Annotated in this window: 8 protein-coding genes; 2 read left to right on the forward strand and 6 right to left on the reverse strand. The window is 55.5% G+C overall.

The features are described from left to right. The first annotated feature begins 346 nt into the window (after positions 1 to 346). Positions 347 to 1,483, forward strand: coding sequence for a tetratricopeptide repeat protein (locus IPM61_08110; protein ID MBK8911283.1), 1,137 nt, complete (start codon positions 347 to 349; stop codon positions 1,481 to 1,483). On the opposite strand, the gene IPM61_08115 is transcribed toward IPM61_08110, so the two are convergent. Beyond that, positions 1,372 to 2,259, reverse strand: a complete 888-nt coding sequence (locus IPM61_08115; GenBank protein MBK8911284.1) for an IS630 family transposase — start codon at positions 2,257 to 2,259, stop codon at positions 1,372 to 1,374. The genes IPM61_08110 and IPM61_08115 overlap by 112 nt on opposite strands. A 278-nt stretch (positions 2,260 to 2,537) precedes the next feature. On the opposite strand from IPM61_08115, the gene IPM61_08120 reads away from it, so the two are divergent. After that, positions 2,538 to 3,542, forward strand: coding sequence for a hypothetical protein (locus tag IPM61_08120; GenBank protein ID MBK8911285.1), 1,005 nt, complete (start codon positions 2,538 to 2,540; stop codon positions 3,540 to 3,542). An 856-nt stretch (positions 3,543 to 4,398) separates the two neighbouring features. Here IPM61_08120 and IPM61_08125 read toward each other — a convergent pair. The 5 genes from IPM61_08125 to IPM61_08145 all read right to left on the reverse strand — a co-directional run bounded on the left by IPM61_08125 (position 4,399) and on the right by IPM61_08145 (position 17,679). After that, positions 4,399 to 4,749 carry a hypothetical protein gene (locus IPM61_08125; protein MBK8911286.1) on the reverse strand — a complete coding sequence of 117 codons (351 nt, stop codon included), beginning with the start codon at positions 4,747 to 4,749 and terminating at the stop codon, positions 4,399 to 4,401. Between the two features lie 233 nt (positions 4,750 to 4,982). Beyond that, entirely contained in the window at positions 4,983 to 7,091 is a 2,109-nt protein-coding gene (locus tag IPM61_08130) for a hypothetical protein (GenBank protein ID MBK8911287.1), read from the reverse strand. Positions 7,092 to 7,190: 99 nt separating this feature from the next. Further along, complete coding sequence (locus IPM61_08135) at positions 7,191 to 13,235, reverse strand: hypothetical protein (GenBank protein MBK8911288.1); 6,045 nt, start codon at positions 13,233 to 13,235, stop codon at positions 7,191 to 7,193. Next, the gene (locus tag IPM61_08140) at positions 13,219 to 14,883 is read right to left on the reverse strand and encodes a hypothetical protein (GenBank protein MBK8911289.1); all 1,665 of its coding nucleotides are present in this window, start codon (positions 14,881 to 14,883) and stop codon (positions 13,219 to 13,221) included. Before IPM61_08140 ends, IPM61_08135 begins: the two co-directional genes overlap by 17 nt. 282 nt (positions 14,884 to 15,165) lie before the next feature. Continuing rightward, entirely contained in the window at positions 15,166 to 17,679 is a 2,514-nt protein-coding gene (locus IPM61_08145) for a TonB-dependent receptor (GenBank protein MBK8911290.1), read from the reverse strand. Between the last annotated feature and the right edge of the window lie 6 nt (positions 17,680 to 17,685).

Below are 17,685 nucleotides of genomic sequence, written 5' to 3' on the forward strand. Positions count from 1 at the left end.
TGAATGGGAGCAAGGGTACTGGGCTATACTGGTTTTTTTCATTGCGCAGTATGGTGTTGGCATTGCCTTGCTGAACGCCTGCAAATATGGTTGTTGGTGAATGGGAGCAAGGGTACTGGGCTATACTGGGTTTTGCTCAAAAAGAAAACATCAACAACCCTTGATAGAGACGGATTCGCCGATTGTTTGTGGGAAACGCCACTTTGTGGGCATAATGAGGAGAGAAGACAGAAGGTGAAAGAAGCATTGAACGGGTGATAGCTTTTCCAATCGTTTACCAGAGAGTAGGAAGCAGGAAGATCAACGGTTCACACTCACTTCAGTCCCCTAAAATTAGAATACCACCATGACCTACGAAGAACTCCATGCCGAGCTACAACATGCGTACGAGGAGAACAGGCTATGCAATTATGCAAACGCGGAAGAGATCGTGCGGAAGGTGGCAGTCGTATGCGATGGGCTGGATGAGGAAGCAACCAAGGTAGATAGTGAGCAGCTTCGGGCATTTGGGAATATCGTGCTTGCCGAATCGCTCTGCCGTCGGGGACGGTTTCGTGAAGCATTGGTGGTTGCCGAATTATCTGCTGCGTATTATTTGCAATCAGACCTCCCATCCCAGAAGGCGTATTGCCTGATGATTATAGGGGAAATCAAAACAGGATTGTCGGACTACACAAGCGCGAAGGATTACTTGCATCAGGCAGAAGATTTTGCAAAGCAAGGGGGGGACACATCACGGTGCATGGATATCAAGAATTGTTGGGGGATGATTTTTACAGAGAGAGGTGAGTACTCCAATGCGCGTGCCATGTTTTCTGAAGTCTTCAACGATTCGCAGGAAGCTGAGTATGCACTGCAACGTCAGTATAGCCTGTGCGGCATCGGCGACTGCGGCCTTTTTTCTGGCGATTACGAAAAAGCCGACAGCTGTTATCGTCTGGCTTTAGAGATCGGCAATGTTTCCAATAATATCTTCCTTAATGCTCTTTGTATTAAAGGAATAGGAATAGTGCTTCTTGTTCAAGGTAATTGGATAAAATCAATAGAGTATCTGCAAAAGTCTTTATTGCTGTATCGAACAATAGATGCTCAGCTATTTATTGGCAAGGTCTTGATGAGCATAGGGAGTTCATACCAGGGGATAGGAGACTACAATCTTTCATTGGCATCCAGATTGGAAGCCCTTGAAATTTTTGAACAATGCGGGAGCGTTAGAAATGTAGCGGCATCCATGGGGCATCTTGCAATCCTGTACTCTTTTTTGGAAAACTTTAATAAATCAGAAGAGCATTTTTTGATAGCGATCAAAATGTTTAAAAGTCTCAACATAGATTGCAGCACATATACTCACTGCAAAGAGGTTTGCGAAAATCAGAGCACGTGGAAATTCAGGGTTAGAAGTCTCTCTAACTCTGGGCGGTACTCCTCAATATCGTTGAAAAATCTTCGGATAGCTCCACGAAATTCATCCTTCGTTTCATAATACCTCCTGTCTATTACCTTCTTCCTCATGTATTTCCATAATCGCTCAATTAAATTCAAATTCGGTGAGTAACTCGGCAAAAATACCTGCTCTATTCGCGATGATGATAACCACTCCCGCAAACGACGACTCCGATAGTATCTCGCGTTGTCGCAAATCACTCTGATCCTTCCACTCGGATGCTTCCGCTCTAAGGCTGCATACAACTCAATCGTTGATTCACTATCCACCCGCTCGCTTTCCACCACCTCCACATCTCCCACATCATGCGCGTTCAATGCCGCGTTGATGTTCACACGTTCCCGACCCGTGTTCGATCGCACTTCATACCGACTCCCCGACTTGATCCACCCGTAACTGCTCCGTGTGTTGTGCTGAGGATGCACCGCATCACTGAAATACACTACCCCACCTTCCTCGCCTTCACCCCTATCAGCAAGCAATCCCGCCAGACGTTCAAGAAATTCCTCCTGCTCCGCTCGATTCCCCTTCGATGGCACCAGACTCGTCTTCTTGTACACAAAGCCCAGACGCTTCAGCAATGCTACCATCCCGCTCTCCGTATATCGCACACCATAACGCTCGCACACCAACTCCACTACCTCCTTCGATGTATGATGCAGATGTCCCTCCAGTTCCTTCGATACAGCTGATGCCTGTTCACCGCTCAGCTTCCCACCATAGCACACATACTTGTCTTCTATGTAATCCTCAAAGCTCTTTGATGCTCGATACCCTTCGGCATACCGATATATCGTCGAATTATCAACACCCAACGCAAAGGCCGTCTCGCCAACGCTAAATCCCCGTCAAGCATCAGCAGCGTCGTGATCTTCACATACCGACGCTTCTCTTTCTCCATTCGCTGCAATTTCCGCAGTTGTGTCCGTAATTCCTCCGTAAGTTCTATCATCTCTTCCCTCTATCTATTCAATGACTACTATCTTTTCCCTAACGTAACCCCATCATCCCTTTTTCGCAAACTACTTTATTTCGAGTATATATTGGCAATTATGCAAAACTGCTGTACAAATACGGGCAGACAGATAAGGCTATGGAATACTTTCAACAGATTCTTCTCATATTCCAAAAGAATAACAGGGTAATTGAAGAAAACCAGTATAACTACTATCTGTGCGAACTGTATATAAACAATGGTGAGCTTACCAAAGCCAAGGAGATCGCTTTGCGCAGGTATCAGATCTTTCTTGAACACAACCGCAATGATGAACTCCCCAGCGCGCTTTTGCAGCTTGCTGAATTATATGCCAATCAGGCATTCCCCGAACATAACGATGAGATAGCAGAACAGTATTACTTGCAATCGCTGGAGAAATTCGCTGAATATGATGTCCAAGAAGGAGTTCTCAAGGCGTATCAGCATATCGCCGAATTTTACAAGGGGAACGGACGTTGGGAGGAATATGCGGAGAATATTGAGAAATCAATGGAGGTGTACAAGCAGATTCAAAGCGATGAGATAAAGAAGCAGGCGGATCGTTTTGGATGGGAGCGAAGAGTTGCAGAAGCAGAGCGCGAGAAAGCGTTGGAGGTAGCGCGTGCGAAAACTGAGAAAGCGTTATTAGAGCAAGAGATTGTTTTGCAGAAGCGGGAGATAGAGGTAGGGATACATGAGCTTGTTAGCAAGAACAATTTTTTGAGTGAGATACGCAAGGAGGTAATGTTGCTATCGAAGTACACGGTACGGGAGGGCAACGATGTGGTGGAGCGGTTGCTTGACCGTCTGGAGCGAAATATAGTGTCGTTAGAAAGCAAGACGGAACTTGAGCAGCAATGGTCCGAAGTGCACGGGCCATTTATGGATCGGTTGAAGGGATTGCACCCATCGCTGACGGCAATGGAGTTAAAGATATGCGCGCTGTTGAAGATGAAGTTGACATCATCGAATATCTGTTCAATTTTATTTTTATCGAAGCGGACAGTTGAGTTTCACCGGTTGAATATCCGCAAGAAGATGAATCTTGCGAAAGGCGATGATATTTATATGGTTCTAAATTTAATGGGAGAGAGTGGGGTGATGGGCGTGTTTCAGACTTGAACTGCCTTGACCTTGCGCGTTGCTCCCCCCTCTTGGGAGGGGGCTGGAGGGGAGACACCCGCGAACCGAGCACCCATTTCCGAATCTCAGGATTAGAATCTTCCGGAGCCAGCACAAAACCGCCGCTTGTTCGGTGGCTTCCCCGAACCCACCCTGCCCTGTCGGGCACCCCTCCGTGGGAGGGGGACGCTTCGGGAATTTTTGGAGGAGAGGCCGCCGCCCCGATGAATCGGGATTGATAAAAGGTCTTTAGCCTTCGGCTCCATCAGGGCGAAACTCCGTGCAACACCAGCCCTGAAAGGGCGACCCATGCCAGCCCAGGGCATCGCCCTGGGAAAAGAACCGACCCCGGCAACACCAGCCCTGAAGGGGCGACCTCCATCTGGTTAGAGGTATTGTTGAGGGTGTGGATTTCACATGGGTGCGGTCGGTGCAGGGTTGATGAATGGGGCTGCCCCTTCAGGGCGGTGGGATGTTCTTTTGTGGTGGTGTGGATGTTCGGGGGACGATTCCCAGATTCCCAGGGCGTTGCCCTGGGCTGTGATAGAATGCCCCTTCAGGGCGAAGGAGGGGAACGTCGAGAATTTTTGGAGGGAGCCGTGGGCAACTTTGTGCGTTGGCCCCGTGCGTTGCTCCCCCTCTCGGGAGGGGGCTGGGGGGTGGGTTGGGGACACCCGCGAACCGAGCACCCATTTCCGAATTTCAGGATTAGAATCTTCCGGAACCAACGCAAACCGCCGCGTGTTCGGTGGTTCCCCCAAACCCACCCCGCCCTGTCCGGCACCCCTCCGTGGGAGGGGAACTGTTTGGCTGGTTTGTAGACTTGGGGAATGGGGCACCCGCCCTGCGCCCCAGATTACCCCACCCCAATAAACAAATCAACAAACCCCTCCCCGGTGTGGTTCAGCCACCACTCGGCATGGAGCGTTTGGTGGTGGTGGGGAAGGGACCACGCACGGCGGAGCGCGCTGTTCGGCGCGGCTTCGGTGTGGTTCGGTGGGGGGATTGGTTGCAGCAGATTGCCGTCGTCGGTAACGGCGGTTACGTCCACCACGTTCCCGAACTCAATAACAGCATTGATGGTTATGCCGGAATCGGGATAGCGGTAGATGGGATGGACACCATCGCCGAACGCGCCGGAGTGCATGTCAATCTGCACGTGCTCGTAAGCAGCGTGGATGGCAAGATGATGCAGCGAAGAATTCATTGCGAAAATCAAGTGCTGGAAATCGGTTGGGAAGGAGTTCTGAAATGGATGCCAAATGGAAGATCAAAAGCCCGCCACCGCAGTCGCCCCCTCCCCGCCTCCCCCAATTCTGGGGGAGGGGACCGCACAGGATGCGTGAAATTCAGAGAGGACGGGAGCAAGAGTGAAACGCCTTTCCCCCCAGCATTGGAGGGAGGCGCAGCCGCTTGCAGCAAAGCAGGGGCGCGCGCCCATTATTTCCCCTCCACCAAAATGTTGCTTGTGCTAACCAATGCCGATTCTTCGCCATTCCGCCCAACAACTTTGACGGCATAGCGGTAGGTGTTGCCGGGGAAAATCTCCGTATCCACAAACTCGCCGGCATTGGCCGCCACCGAGCGGTAAAGCGTTGGCTGGGCATCGCCAATGGCTTTGTAGAGGTAGCACTCGGCATCCGCTTCGGTTGGGTTCCAACGCACCACAACCCGCTTGCTGGCTTTGTCGAACTCACCCCGCAACCCTTCCACTCCGCTCCGTTCTGCCGCCGTTACCAGCTGGGCACTCACAATGTTGGACCGCTCCGAACGCAGCCCCGCATCGTCGCCAGCGTCAAGGCTGTACTGGTACACTATCCCCGGCAGTGCTGTTGAATCGCTGAAGCTGTTTTCCGCACGGTTGGTGATGCTGGCAATCGTTTCCCAGTTTGGATTTCCTTCTTCCCGCCGGTACAGTGTGTGCTGGGTGACATCGCTTGTCATGCTGGCCGCCCACTCAATCTTGATGCCCCGCTCGGTTGGGATCACATTGCTCACCATCGGCGGAAATGGGGCAACGATGTCGGGCTTCTTCAGCACCAGCGTTGTGGTGAACTCCGAGTGGTTGTAGTTCTGGTCCAAGGCGGTGATCTTGTAGTAAACTTCCTCGCTTAAAGTTTGCAAGGTCAGCGTGTCGGTGAAGGTGGTGTCCTGGCTGATGTCGGTGGTGAGTTGCTGGTACTCGTGGTCATCTTGGTTGGCGTAGAAAACGCGGTATCCTTTCAGATCGCTTTCGGGATTAGCGTCCCAGCGTAGCCGCACCACTCCGTTGCTGTCAACCGTTCCGGCAAGGCCGCGTGGCGTTGCTGGCGGGATTGAGTCGGGGAAGATGCCAAGCAGCGGAACCGAGCTGACGCGATTCCCCGCAGTGTCAATCGCCACAACGGCGTAGTAATGTTGGGGAAGGTCGCGAACGTCAAGGTCGGTGTACTGGCGTGCGTCGCGGCCAAGCACGCCGCTGATCTCCTGGAACTCCCCATCCGGTCCCTCGCTTTTCCCCACGATGAACCCTTTCAGGTCCCCCTCAACCGTATCCATCCGCCACGTCACGTTGATCGAGCGGCCATCAACGATTGCAATCGGCAGAATCTGCGGCGCGCTTGGCGGCGTGCGGTCCCGGCCCATTGCGGTGATGACGTTGCTGTTCGGCGACACCTCCCCAAATGGATCAATCCCAACAACCCGGTATTGGACCGGCTGGTAGTTTGCTTCCAGCCGCACTTTGAACTCCGTCATCTCCACATTCGGGCGGTCCGATAGCCCTGCGGAGTCATCCTTCAGCAATGGAGTAAAGGGCATCCGGTTGATGCGGCCAAAGCTGCGGCCCCCATCGGTGGAACGCTCGATGAAGTACCCGCTGAACGGCTCCAGATGTTCCAGGCGATTCCATTTCAGCACCACCAGTTGTTCCCCTTCTTCGGCGGTCAGCGTGGTGACGCTGTTCGGCGTGGTCCGCTGGCTGGTGCTGATGGCAACGTCGGCGGTGTCAATCGGCTGGTTAGGGTCGTTGGCAACGGAGTAGATACGGTAGCGATAAGTCTTTTTGGGGTCCACGTTCCGGTCCACAAACCGCAGCCCAAGCCCGTCGGCAAGGCGCGGCGCGATGTCGGCAAGCAGCAGGGCAATGCCGTGCATGCTCCGTTGCTGCAAGTAGATTTCGTAGATGCTTCCAAACGGGTCCTCCGATGTTGGAATCGCCTTCCCGTACAACGCTTGCACCGCCGCGCCGGCCAACGTGTCCTCGGGGCGATAGCGTGCTTTCCATTCATCAATCGTGAGCGGCTTCAGCGGGGTTGGGGTCAGCACGGTTTTGGATAGCTGCCCTTTCGGGCTGTACTCGTACCGTTCAATGATGTAGCCAGCCTTCCCCGCCACCTTCCACGATGCGTGGCTGGTGGTTCCCCAACGGAGGACCACCGAATCGCCATAGCTGCGGGCGATAATCCGCAGGTTTGGCCGGGGTTCGGTGGCGGTGTCGGCATCGGCTTGGGCAAGGGCCGGGACCGTTGCGCAAAGAAGCAAGGCAAGTGTAAGAATCAGCTGTTTCATTGGCCTGTTCGGAAGTTGGTATCGCTTGGATTTCATCGGGTGGCGGCGGCACGCGGGGCGCGCACACCGGCGCGCCCCGCCCCACTGCGGAATGGTGGGTTATGGTGGTGAGATCGTGTCCTCAAGGTTCTGCTTGTTCGTGTAGCCGTAGGTGATCACCACTTTCACGTCGGTCCCCTTCTTCAGGTTCATGCTGTCAAGGTTCGGGTTGGGGCCGTTGTCGTCGTAGTACCAGTTCGTTGGGTTGTTGTACTTGGCGAACGTTGCGTACTCCGGCATCGCTGATAAAATCGGTCCGAACTTGTTCATCAAGGCTTCTGCCACCTTTTTGCGGTCAATCTGCATCACCGTTGCGGCATCGTAGCAAACCACCAGGTAGTTGATTGGCTTGGGGGCTTGAAGGTTCAGCCCAGCATTCGGGCCGTTGTTGTTGGTTTTTATGGCGATGCTCCCGAAGCTGCTTGGTCCGCCACCGTTGTTCTCGGGTGGCAACCCCTTCCAGTAGCTGGCGTTGATTTCCTCGTTGGTCAGCTTGCTGCTGTTGCCGGTGCCGTCGTAGTAAATGGCCGCAGCGTTCACCGGGAATGGCTGGCTGGTGACGTTGGTTCCGTTGGTCAAGCGGCTGCCAGGTTGGTAGGCCCCGGTTGCCGGATAGGACCGGACCGATTTGTTGTCAATCTGGTTGTTCCAGTCGTATTTGATCCGGTCCTTCAGCTTGCCAGAAATCAGGTCAAGGTAGTGGTCGTGCAGGCTTATCCAGTAGTAGCTGTTGCCCACTTTCCCACGGTCCACGGCTTGCACCGTCACCGGTGGTTCGATGTACTTGGTGACCGATGCTTGGTTGTACTGAATCTGGTGCAGGTCGTACCAGTCCATCGCTTCCTTCCCTTCATACTTTTGGTAGAGGGTGTTGTTGAAGTTCCCGCCGTGGCGCGTGGCACTTAATGGAGGCCCAAGCATCACGTAATCTTTGATCTTGGACTCCAGCGTGCTGAACATGCTGGTGCGGAAGGCAAGCTGATAGATCAAGAACTCATCATCCCCCAACTGGATGGACTGCAACCGGTTGCGCCGCACGTTGATCTTCTGCCCCTGGCCGATATACTTCTGCTCGGTGGAACTGCTCACCTCACCCGCTCCGCTCCCCGAACCTCCACCCCCTTTCTCCACCTTTTTGCGAATGAACTGGATGATGTAAATCTTCTCGTTCTTCAAAGTGTTGGGGAGGTCGAAGTTCACCCGCTTCCCTGCGGCATCCCACTGCAACGCGGTTTCGCCAACCACCTGGCTTCCGCCGCCAACTTCTTGGAACCGTGCGCGGAAGATGTACTTCTTGTCGTTCTCCTTTGGCTTGGCGTTCGGGATGTTGCTGGGGTATTGGTTGAACATGATCATCCCATCGTTGGTTTCCCCTTTCATGAAATAGCGGTGCATCCGCCCCGGGCGGCTGGCAATGATGTTGCTGTTCACGAACGTCTCCGGCGCGTCGCCAGTGGTGAACGTCTGTTCCTCCACCTCGTTGTGTTCTTGGTCAGGGTTGTTCTTCTTTCCGATGATCTTCCATTGGCCGTTCACCTTCTTCTCACCATATACCTTCACGGTGGCTTTGTACTTGGTCTTCTCGTTGAACATCTCGTCGGGGGAGAAGAGCGTGGTAAGGCCGTTGTTGTGAAGCGACGTCTGCCCGCTGACCTGGGACCCGTTCTTGGTGTTCACTACGTTGAAGCTCCGCAAACCAAACCGGAACGTTGTGGTGATCACCTCATCTTCATCGTTCGGGTCCGGCGTTTGGATGGTCATTGCCTTCCCAAGCGGAAGGTTGTAAACCGCCTCGGGGTAGCTGAAGACGTTCGCATCGCTGCCACTTGGGTTCACTTCGCTAATCACCTTCACCCCGCCGAACGGATCACCCTGGTTCATGTCGCACTTGTTGCCGTACTTGAATTTGAAATTGCATTGGCCGCTAAGCAGCCCGTTCAGCAAGCTGTAATGCCCGCTTACCTCACCTTGCAACCATGTTGGGTTTGGCAAGCCAGCTTTCAGCGCGGCATAGACCCCAACGTTCAAGATTTCCAGCTGCGCTTTCAGGAACCAAAGGTTGATGTCAATCCCAACCGAGGCCTCCAATCCGGCATAGACTTGGCCGTTGGCGTACCACCCGTTGAAGCCCATTTTCCCGTTGCTGTACTCGCATTCCTGGTCGTAGTTCAGGATGGAGATGTCGTAGCCGAAATCAATGGCGATTTGGGCGTAGAAGATCAGGAACTTCAGCTTGCCGGTGTTGACGCTGATCTGCTGGCCAAAGGCAAACCCGCTTCCGGTTTCGGTGCTTGGGTCGCGCGGGTGCTGGCTGTTGAAGCTGGGGAGCTTCTGCTGGAAATTGATGGGCGATGTTGGCAACGGCGGCATTCCCGGCAGGCTGTTTTTGCCAACCATCATGTAGCTGTTCACCTCCAACAGGTCCAGCACTTTCAGCTTTATCCGGTTCGATGGCTCGCCGATTTTGATGAACCATTTGTCTTTGCTGAAATGCATCGCCGCTTGCCCGCCGCCGCTAATCAAGCTCTTGTTCCCGGATTTCAGGTTGATGGCTAACTCCAACAATCCATCGAACGTCTTCTTGGCGTTGCTGTATTTGAACGACACGCCGGCATAGACCATTGCGGCCTCCTTCGCCGGGCGCGATTTTGGGTTTGGTGGGGTGAAGAAATATCCGTTGCCGCTTAGGCTTATCTCGTTCAACCCGCCGCCGTTGAAGAAGCTGGCCTCGATGGTGACATCGCCGTTGAAGGCGTTCGGTTTTGGCATGGTCCCCATCACCAGCGTGGCCTTGAAGCCAAAGGCGATGTTCGGGTCCGGTTTGTACACAACGCCACTGCTGGTTTTCCCCGCGCTGTTTTGGTCGAAGTTCTTTGCTTTGTCTGGGGTTCCCTCCAGCGTTGCTGCCGTTGGGACCGCGGCCTCCGGCTTCATGTGGTAGTAGGCCCCGCCGCCAAAGCCGTAAATCCCGAATCCTGGGAACACCGGAATCCCGGTTCCCATCACCGCCATTGCGTCAACGTACCAGTAGCGGTAGCTGCTGTTGCTTTGGTAGGCGGTGCTGCCGAACTGCACCGTGGCCGAGAGTTTCAGCAGCGGTTTGAACTCCACATTGATTGCCCCTCGGAACCCTTCGCCAAACGTTGGGTCGCCGTTGTACAGGTTGATTTTCCCATCCATGTGGACCGCGGCAACGTCGGCGTTGATGCTGATCTCCTCCAGCGTTGGCATTGCCGGAACCCACGCTTGCTTCCCTTGCACCTCCGTCTTCTTTCCCCAAATCGTGAAGGCCGTTCCGCCGCTGATCGCGCTTTGGTTGTTGCCGTCCAAGCCAATGTGGAACGACAATCGCAGCCCAACCTGGTCCCCCTGCGTCTTCAGCTGGATTCCATCCTGCGGGTTGATGGAAACCGGGAACCCCGCAAACCATTTCTGTGGGCTGGCAAATTTGAAAAGCGTTGCGGTGATGTACGGAGGCTTGTTCTGGATTGTCAGGTTCTCGAACTCAACCCCGGGAATCTTCACGCTGACCGCTTTCAGCTCAACAAATTTTTTGTCCAACGTTAGGCTTCCGGTCATCACGGCTTTTACGGTGACGTCGTCGTTCACGGCGGTGACGGTGATGTTCGAGCCTTGCAGCAGGCTAAGTTTTGCGCCCCACATGGCAACGTCAATCGTGTCGAGCGTGGTGACTTGGAATGCCAAATTCTGCGATGAGATCAGGCACTTGTAGCCGATTCCTGTCTCGGCAATCGGGACCTTGATCTTGCCCAAGAACTCACCTTTGGTAAGGCTGTTGTTCAGGAACGCCAGCTCGAATTTATCCATCGAGAAACCCCAGCCGCCAATGTTCCCCTTGCCGATGTCGAACACCGGTTGGATTGCCGCGCTTCCGGTAAATCCGGTTTTGTTGATGAAGGTGTTGGCAATGGAAAGCTCCACCTGCTTCCCGTTGTTCTTCATGAATTTTGGGAGCCGTGCTTTGATCTCCTTGAAGTAGAACCCGCGCCAGTCGTTCCCTTTGCCGCCGTTGTAGTTTGCCGGGAATACCATCCCCTGGGCGTTGCGGGTGTCGCTGAAATCCAGCACCACTTTGCTGAAGCTGAAGGTCAAGCCTTTTGCCCCTTTCACCACAAAACTGTCCATGGCCACTTCCCCCAGCAGGTCCCCCCACGCCCCAACGTTGCTGAACAGGAAGCTGGCTTTTACGTCGCCACCGCCGTTGGCTTTCTCAATCAGCTGGCTTTTGATGGTGAAGTATCCATCGGCCTGCATCCCCTTGTAGCCCTCGCAATCCCACTTCACGAACGTCCCGTTGTTGCCGTTGGCGGCCTTCAGCGTTAGGGTGATTTTATCCCCCCACGGGAAGGTGAAATCTTGGCCAAGCATCGTCAGCTTCTGCAATCCATCAACGGAAAGCCCGGTGGGGTGGAAGCAGATGTTCTTTTGCCCGAACGCCAAAATCTTGTTCTGCGCCTCGGGGATTGGGACCTCCATGAACGCGTTCATCCGCGCGCCGTCGGGGGCGAACTCCACCGATGCAACGTTCACCAGCTGGATGTTGCTGTTCACCATCTTCTTCCAGCCGAACGGCAACCCTTGCGCGTCAACGTTCACAAAATTCTCGATGTACTTCTGGTTGTTTTTCACGAAGTCGCTGACGGTTTTCACCTTCTGCGCGGCGATGTTCCCCAGGTTGTCCGTGAAGTTTTTCATCGCTTCGTCCACCTGCGCGCCGGGGTCGTAGCTGCCAATCGCTTTGCCGGAATAGACCTTGTTGTCGGGGTTCACTTTCAACCCGGTGAAGGTGGTTTTCAGCTTCACCCGGAAGATCGGCGCGTCAACCACCCCTTCGCCGCTCAGGTTTCCGGCGTTGGGCGAACTCAGGCTTGTCAGCTTCAGCGTGAAGTAGCCAATCTGGATTTCGTCCCCAACCTGATAGACCTTGTTGCTTGGCGTGGCCGCGGCAAGGGGTTGCGGGGCGCAGTTCAGCATGGCGCAGGGGGGCGCGTAGTTTTCGTCAACGTTGTTGGGTTGGTCGTTTGGCTGGTCCTCGTTTGGTTGGTCGTTGCTGTCCTGATCTTCCGGCTGGTTTTCGGCTTGAAGCTGGCCGTAGGTGAAGGCACAGACCACGCTGTGGCCGTTGTTCTTGAAGTTCAGCTCCTTGCTCTCCCCTTTGTTCCGTGCGGTCACGCGGACCGCGTACTTTTTGCCGTTCTGCAGCTCGGGGTCGCCCGGGCCATACAGGTAGCTGGTTCCCTGGACCACTTTTTGGAAGAAGGGTGGGTCCGGGGCGGCGTTCATCGCTTGGTTGGGATTGGTGTTGGCGGGGATCACCTCCACAATCTTCAGCACATACTCCATCTTGAACGCTGGCGCGCCCGCCGGGGCGGTCCAACTGAACAGCTGGCTTTGCGGATTTTTCGGGACCACACTGCTGTTGCACGCCGGCTGTTGCAGCGTGGGGGGCTCGTAGTGGGTGATGGTGAAGTTGGCGCAACCGGATGGAGCCGCCTGTGATTTTGCCACGCCGGTGTTGAAATCCAGAGCTTGGATGCAGATGGAGTAACTCCCTTCCGGCAGCCCGTTCCCCTGGACCACTTCCTGCTTGCTGATGCCGCTGAACTGCAGCACGTCGGGGTTCAGATATTCCTTCAGTTGGGACCCCATCAACACCTTCACCGCCTTTGGCCCCAGCGCGATTGGCGCGGCCGGGATAAAGCTGTTGGGGATCGTCACGGTCACCCCGGTGTTCCCTTTCACGCTGCCAACCAGCCGCACACTCTGCGGACTGTTGGTGGTGTTGGTCAGGGTGATAACGATCTTGTTATCGAAGCCAACATAGTCCGAAAGGTAGGGTGAGTAGGGGGGCTTCACCAGCGTTGCCACCTGCACGTCGTTTTGCGCCGCCGCCGCAATGGGGAGGAAGCAAAGAAGAAGGAGGCAATGGAGAAAAGCCGCCCGCAATCGCTGGCTATTTGGAGTTTGGCGATTTGGAGCTTGGCCATGTGGGAAGCAAGGGAACGCCGCAGCCCGCCGCCGTGGTTGGGCAGCTTGGGGTTCGATTCCCGGCGTTCCTGCGCTCCCCTTAGAAGTTGTACGCATAGTTGATCGTTCCTGTGTATTCGGTAAAGCTGTTGTTTGCGGTGGTGCCCGTTGGTGCGTTGCCAACGGCGACGGATAGCCCGATGCTGTGCCCTTCGGCTGGCCGCCAGTTGGTGGCAATTGTTCCGTTGGCGGCGGTTCCAGCCGGCTGGAATGCCAACCCAACGGACCCGCTCATCTCCAGCGTCTCCCCCATCTGTTTGGATCCGCTGAGCGAGGCTCCGCTGGTGTAAAACTCCCCGCCGATATTCTCCAACCGGCTGGTCCCAATTGTGGCGGTTAGGCTAAGGCCACGGGTGGGGAAGGAGAGGGTGTAAGCTGCATCGGCACTGGTGGTGGTGTATTCGGTGAACGTTGCGGTGAAGCTGTTGGCATCGCTTAGCAGGGTGTGGAGCAGCGTCAGCGTCAGGCTGTGGCCGGTGGTGCTGTCGCCCGTGGAGTAGCGCGGGCTTAGCATGAAGGAGGGGGTCTGCTGCTCCATCCGTGTGGAGTCGTTCAGCGGAAAATTCCCGGCGGATTGCTGGGTCATCAAGCTGCTAAGCTGGGCATAGACCCCGAACTCCGACGATGGACTCCAGTTCAGATCAATGCTTGGCGAAAGCCGCGTGGTGGTGGCGTTCTTCTTCCCCTGCACGTTGTCGTGGCTCCAGCCAAAGCTGGCATTCACATTCAGCTTGCTCCCGAACGCGCTGAAATTTGGGGCGATGGTGAAGCTCTCCAAATCGTTGCTCATGTAGTAGGCCCCCATCGAGCGGTAGTCGGGGTCCACCCGGCTGTAGCTTGCCCGAACCCCGCCGCCGCCGAAGCTGTAGTTGGCCGCAACCGTCATGGCAGAATAGATGGCGGTGGAGGTGCGCGGCTGGATCACCCCCCCCAGCCCGTTGATCTCGCTGGCAATCTCAATGGTGTCCGCACGAACATCCCGTGTGTAGTCGCTAACGCCCAAATCAACGTCGAAACTCAGCCCGGGCGCAGGGGTGATGCGGGCCGCCGCGCCAAGCACAAGGTTTTCGCCTGGGAGCGTTTCCGAGCCAGCAGGCTGATTTTTCAGCGAAGCGGGGTCATCTTTTGCTTTCAGTGCAATCAGGTCAACGAAGTTCTCATCGCTCCCGAACCCGATCTTCCCGGCAAAGCCCGTCCGTTCGTAGGCCGGCTCCTGAACACCAATTTCTGCCGTGTCCTCCTCCACCGCCCGGTTGAACCGCCCGTTCATAAAGGCAAAGCGGAATTTTCCCGGGTTCAGCTCAATCCCCGCCCCCAAGAACTGATGCCCGGCCAGGGTGTACTGGCTTAGGGTCATGCTGCGGTAGCCCAGGTGTGCGGTTGCCCACCCGTAGCGGGGGCTAACGCCAAATTGGTTAAAGGGCTGACTGAAGCCCCGTTCTTGATCCCCATACACAAAGGAGAAGGGGAGCTGAAGGTCGTAGAAATTGAAGTTGATGTTCCCGGTAAGGGTGTAGCCGAACGGTTTGCGGCGTTCCTCGATCCCTTCCGCGCCGTAGGCAACGCCCCGCGCCCCCACCGATCCGCTGATCTTGACCGGGCTTTCGGTCCCGACTTTCTCCAGGTCCTGCGCCGCTGCGGTTCCAGCTATCAGCAGCAGAAGCAGAAGTTGGCAGATGATTACTCTATTGAAACTGGTCTTCATTGTGACACCTTAATGAGCTTGTGCGGTGCCGAGCGCAGCGCACAGAAATCAAGGTATCCGCCACCGGCCACACGAAGCGATTGAACCGGCCACAGTTGCCAAACAGGAGAAAAAAAAAGTTGGTGATGGTGAGTTGGTGATGGAGGGAGGGTGAAAACTGATGTAGGAAAGAGGAAGATCTATCTAAGAAGTCTATCTAAACAGAGCACGCTGGCACGGGGCGGCGATACCGCTCTGTGTGCCAGCGTGGCAATGTTGACGTTCAATCTAACCGGCGATTCTTTACCCCCCCTGCCCCGATCCACCACCTCCGCCGCTGTTGCCACCGCCACCGCCGCTCCCTTTGGTTTCGCTCTTCTCCTTTTGGTGCGACTCCAAGCGGGGAATGGTCCCGAAGTTGTAGCTGATGCTTATCCCCACCGAGCGGGATTCCCATTTGCTCTCCGTGTCGGTGTAGAATTCTGGCGTGCTGTAGGTGTTCTGCCATTTCTGCAAATTCAATGGGTCGTTCAGCCGCAGGGAGATGGTCAGCTTCTTGTCCAGCAGGTGTTGCTGCAACGAGGCATTCCAGAAAATCATGTTTGATGGTTTCTGGCCGCCAACCGTTGCGGGGTTCCGGAAGTAGAGGCTGTTGCTAAGGGTCAATCCCTCCATCAGCGTGGCGGTTAGCCAAAGGTTCCCGCTGTTTCCGATTGCCGAGCTGTACAAATCCCCGGGGATCGCGCTTCCGCGGTTCACTTGCTGGTAGATATTCCCCGATGCCCGCACGTTCAGCCACTCCCACGGGCGCACCGAAACGGAAGCATCCGCCCCCACCGAATAGGACCCGTTGAAATTAGCGTAGCTGCTAGAGTTCACCCCATTAATCAGCTGCTGGCTGCTTTCGATTGTGCCGCTGGTGGTGGAGTAATATGGGGCGAACGTCACCATGTTTCCCATCCCCCAGAAGGTGCTGTAGCTTAGCTCAAGGTTGTTGCTGAACTCCGGCTGAAGGTCAGGATTGCCGCTGAACTCCGAAAGATCATTCCAGCGGAATTTGGTCGGGTTCAGCGCGTCAATGTCGGGCAGGGCGACGCTGCGGCGGTAGCTGAAGGTTAGGCTGTTCTGCTGGTCCATGTTCCACGCAAGCGACCCGCTGGGGAACAGGTTGGTGTAGCTGCGGGAGATCAGTTCCTCCCCCGATTCATACTTGGCCGAGACGATGGCGTGTTCCACCCGGAACCCTGCCTGCATCGTGAATTTTTCCGAGAGAACAACCGCGCCGTTTCCGTACAAAGCGTAGATGCTGTTGCGGGGCAAGTAATGGTTGGTTTGGGCTGTGTCGCGGGTGAACTCGCCGGTGGTGTGGTTCAGGGTTTCCACCACGGTGTTGTTGTCCAGGAAGTTCAGCTCATTCTTCACCCCTGCCGTCAGCTTGAACGATTCGCTGATCGGGTTCTCGTAATCAATATTGCTGATGATGGTGGAGTTTGAGCGGTCGGATTCGTTATTCCGCGCCGTGCTCCGCAGGGAGTCAAGAAGACCGTTGGTGCGGAAAAAACGGCTAACGTAGCGGTTATTGCCCTTGTATCCATTGCCGTCGTAGCCAACGTTCAGCTCCAATGTATGGTCCGGAGCAAGGGTGTGTTTGTACAACAGCGAGCCGCTGTTGTATCCGCCCGAGTTGCCATCGTCGCTGTTTGCAAAGCTGGTGTCGAAGAACCGGCCAACCACCGCATCGCTGGCGTTGAAGTAGGTGTTTGCTCCGTTCGAAGTGTATTCCGACCCCCATCCGTTCAGGTTGAAGGAGAGGGAGAAGAGATCGGACTCCGTGAGCTTGTAATCAATCTGGCCGTAGCCGTAGTAGGAGCTGGAGGAGGATTCGGAATTCCCCCCGCCTTGAATCTTCCGTTCGTTGCTGTCCAGATAATTTATGCGGAGTGTTGTGTGGCTGCTGGTGTTCGGGCCGTAGTATCCGCCGCCGCTTAGCGAGGCGTTCACCGTGCTGCTGTTGTAGAACAGCCCTGCGCCGCCGTTCAGCCCGCCTTTGGTATCCGCGCCGCCGTTGACGTTCCCCCCCACCATATCGCTCAGCGTCCGGCGGGTGACGATGTTGATGATCCCCCCTTGATCCTTCGCGTCGAATTTTGCCCCGGGGTTGGTGCGTATCTCAATATCCTTCACCATGCTTGCCGGTAGCGATTGCAGGAATTTGTTCCGTTGGTCGGCGGGCATTGTCAGCGGGCGGTCGTTCATCATAATCGTGATGTTCTCGCTCCCCCGCAGAAAAATCTTCCCGTCTTGATCCACTTGGATGGATGGAACCTGGCCCAGCAGTTCGCTGACGTTGGTGGCGGTGAAGTTCGGGTTGTTCTCAACGGTGTGGACTGTTTTGTCGGCCATTACTATCACTTGCGGGCGTTCGGCAGTAACCTTCACCTCATCTTGCTGAAGCGTGCGCGGTTGCAGCGTGATGGTGGCAAGTTCCAGCAATGGTTTCTCCACGGTCAGCGTCACCGGCGAAAGGACGTAGGGGGCGTAGCCGGTGTAGCGAGCCTCCAGCGTGTACGGTTTCCCAATCGCCACCTGTTGGATGGTGAAGGTGCCATCGCCGTCGGTAAGGTCGCCAATCGGTTTTGCGGTGGTGTCGGAAGCGTCGCGCAGCAGGATTGTGGCGGCTTTCAGCGGCTTGCCGGTTGCCCCATCGGTCACGATTCCCGTCACCGTTCCGGTGGTTTGGGCCGCAGCAACCGCGGGCAGCAGCAGCAACGCCAGGAAGCTGCAACGGAAGCGAACATGGGAGAGAAAAGCGTGCATAGTCAG

It is taken from the genome of Chlorobiota bacterium (assembly GCA_016710285.1).
Lineage (GTDB): Bacteria > Bacteroidota > Ignavibacteria > OLB7 > OLB7 > OLB7.

What these genes read in the sequence shown, in the direction of transcription:
- IPM61_08125 (MBK8911286.1), bottom strand. Translation starts at nt 4,749, where the DNA reads ATGAATTCTTCGCTGCATCATCTTGCCATCCACGCTGCTTACGAGCAC.
- IPM61_08140 (MBK8911289.1), bottom strand. Translation starts at nt 14,883, where the DNA reads ATGAAGACCAGTTTCAATAGAGTAATCATCTGCCAACTTCTGCTTCTG.
- IPM61_08110 (MBK8911283.1), top strand. Translation starts at nt 347, where the DNA reads ATGACCTACGAAGAACTCCATGCCGAGCTACAACATGCGTACGAGGAG.
- IPM61_08130 (MBK8911287.1), bottom strand. Translation starts at nt 7,091, where the DNA reads ATGAAACAGCTGATTCTTACACTTGCCTTGCTTCTTTGCGCAACGGTC.
- IPM61_08120 (MBK8911285.1), top strand. Translation starts at nt 2,538, where the DNA reads ATGGAATACTTTCAACAGATTCTTCTCATATTCCAAAAGAATAACAGG.
- IPM61_08145 (MBK8911290.1), bottom strand. Translation starts at nt 17,679, where the DNA reads ATGCACGCTTTTCTCTCCCATGTTCGCTTCCGTTGCAGCTTCCTGGCG.
- IPM61_08135 (MBK8911288.1), bottom strand. Translation starts at nt 13,235, where the DNA reads ATGCGTACAACTTCTAAGGGGAGCGCAGGAACGCCGGGAATCGAACCC.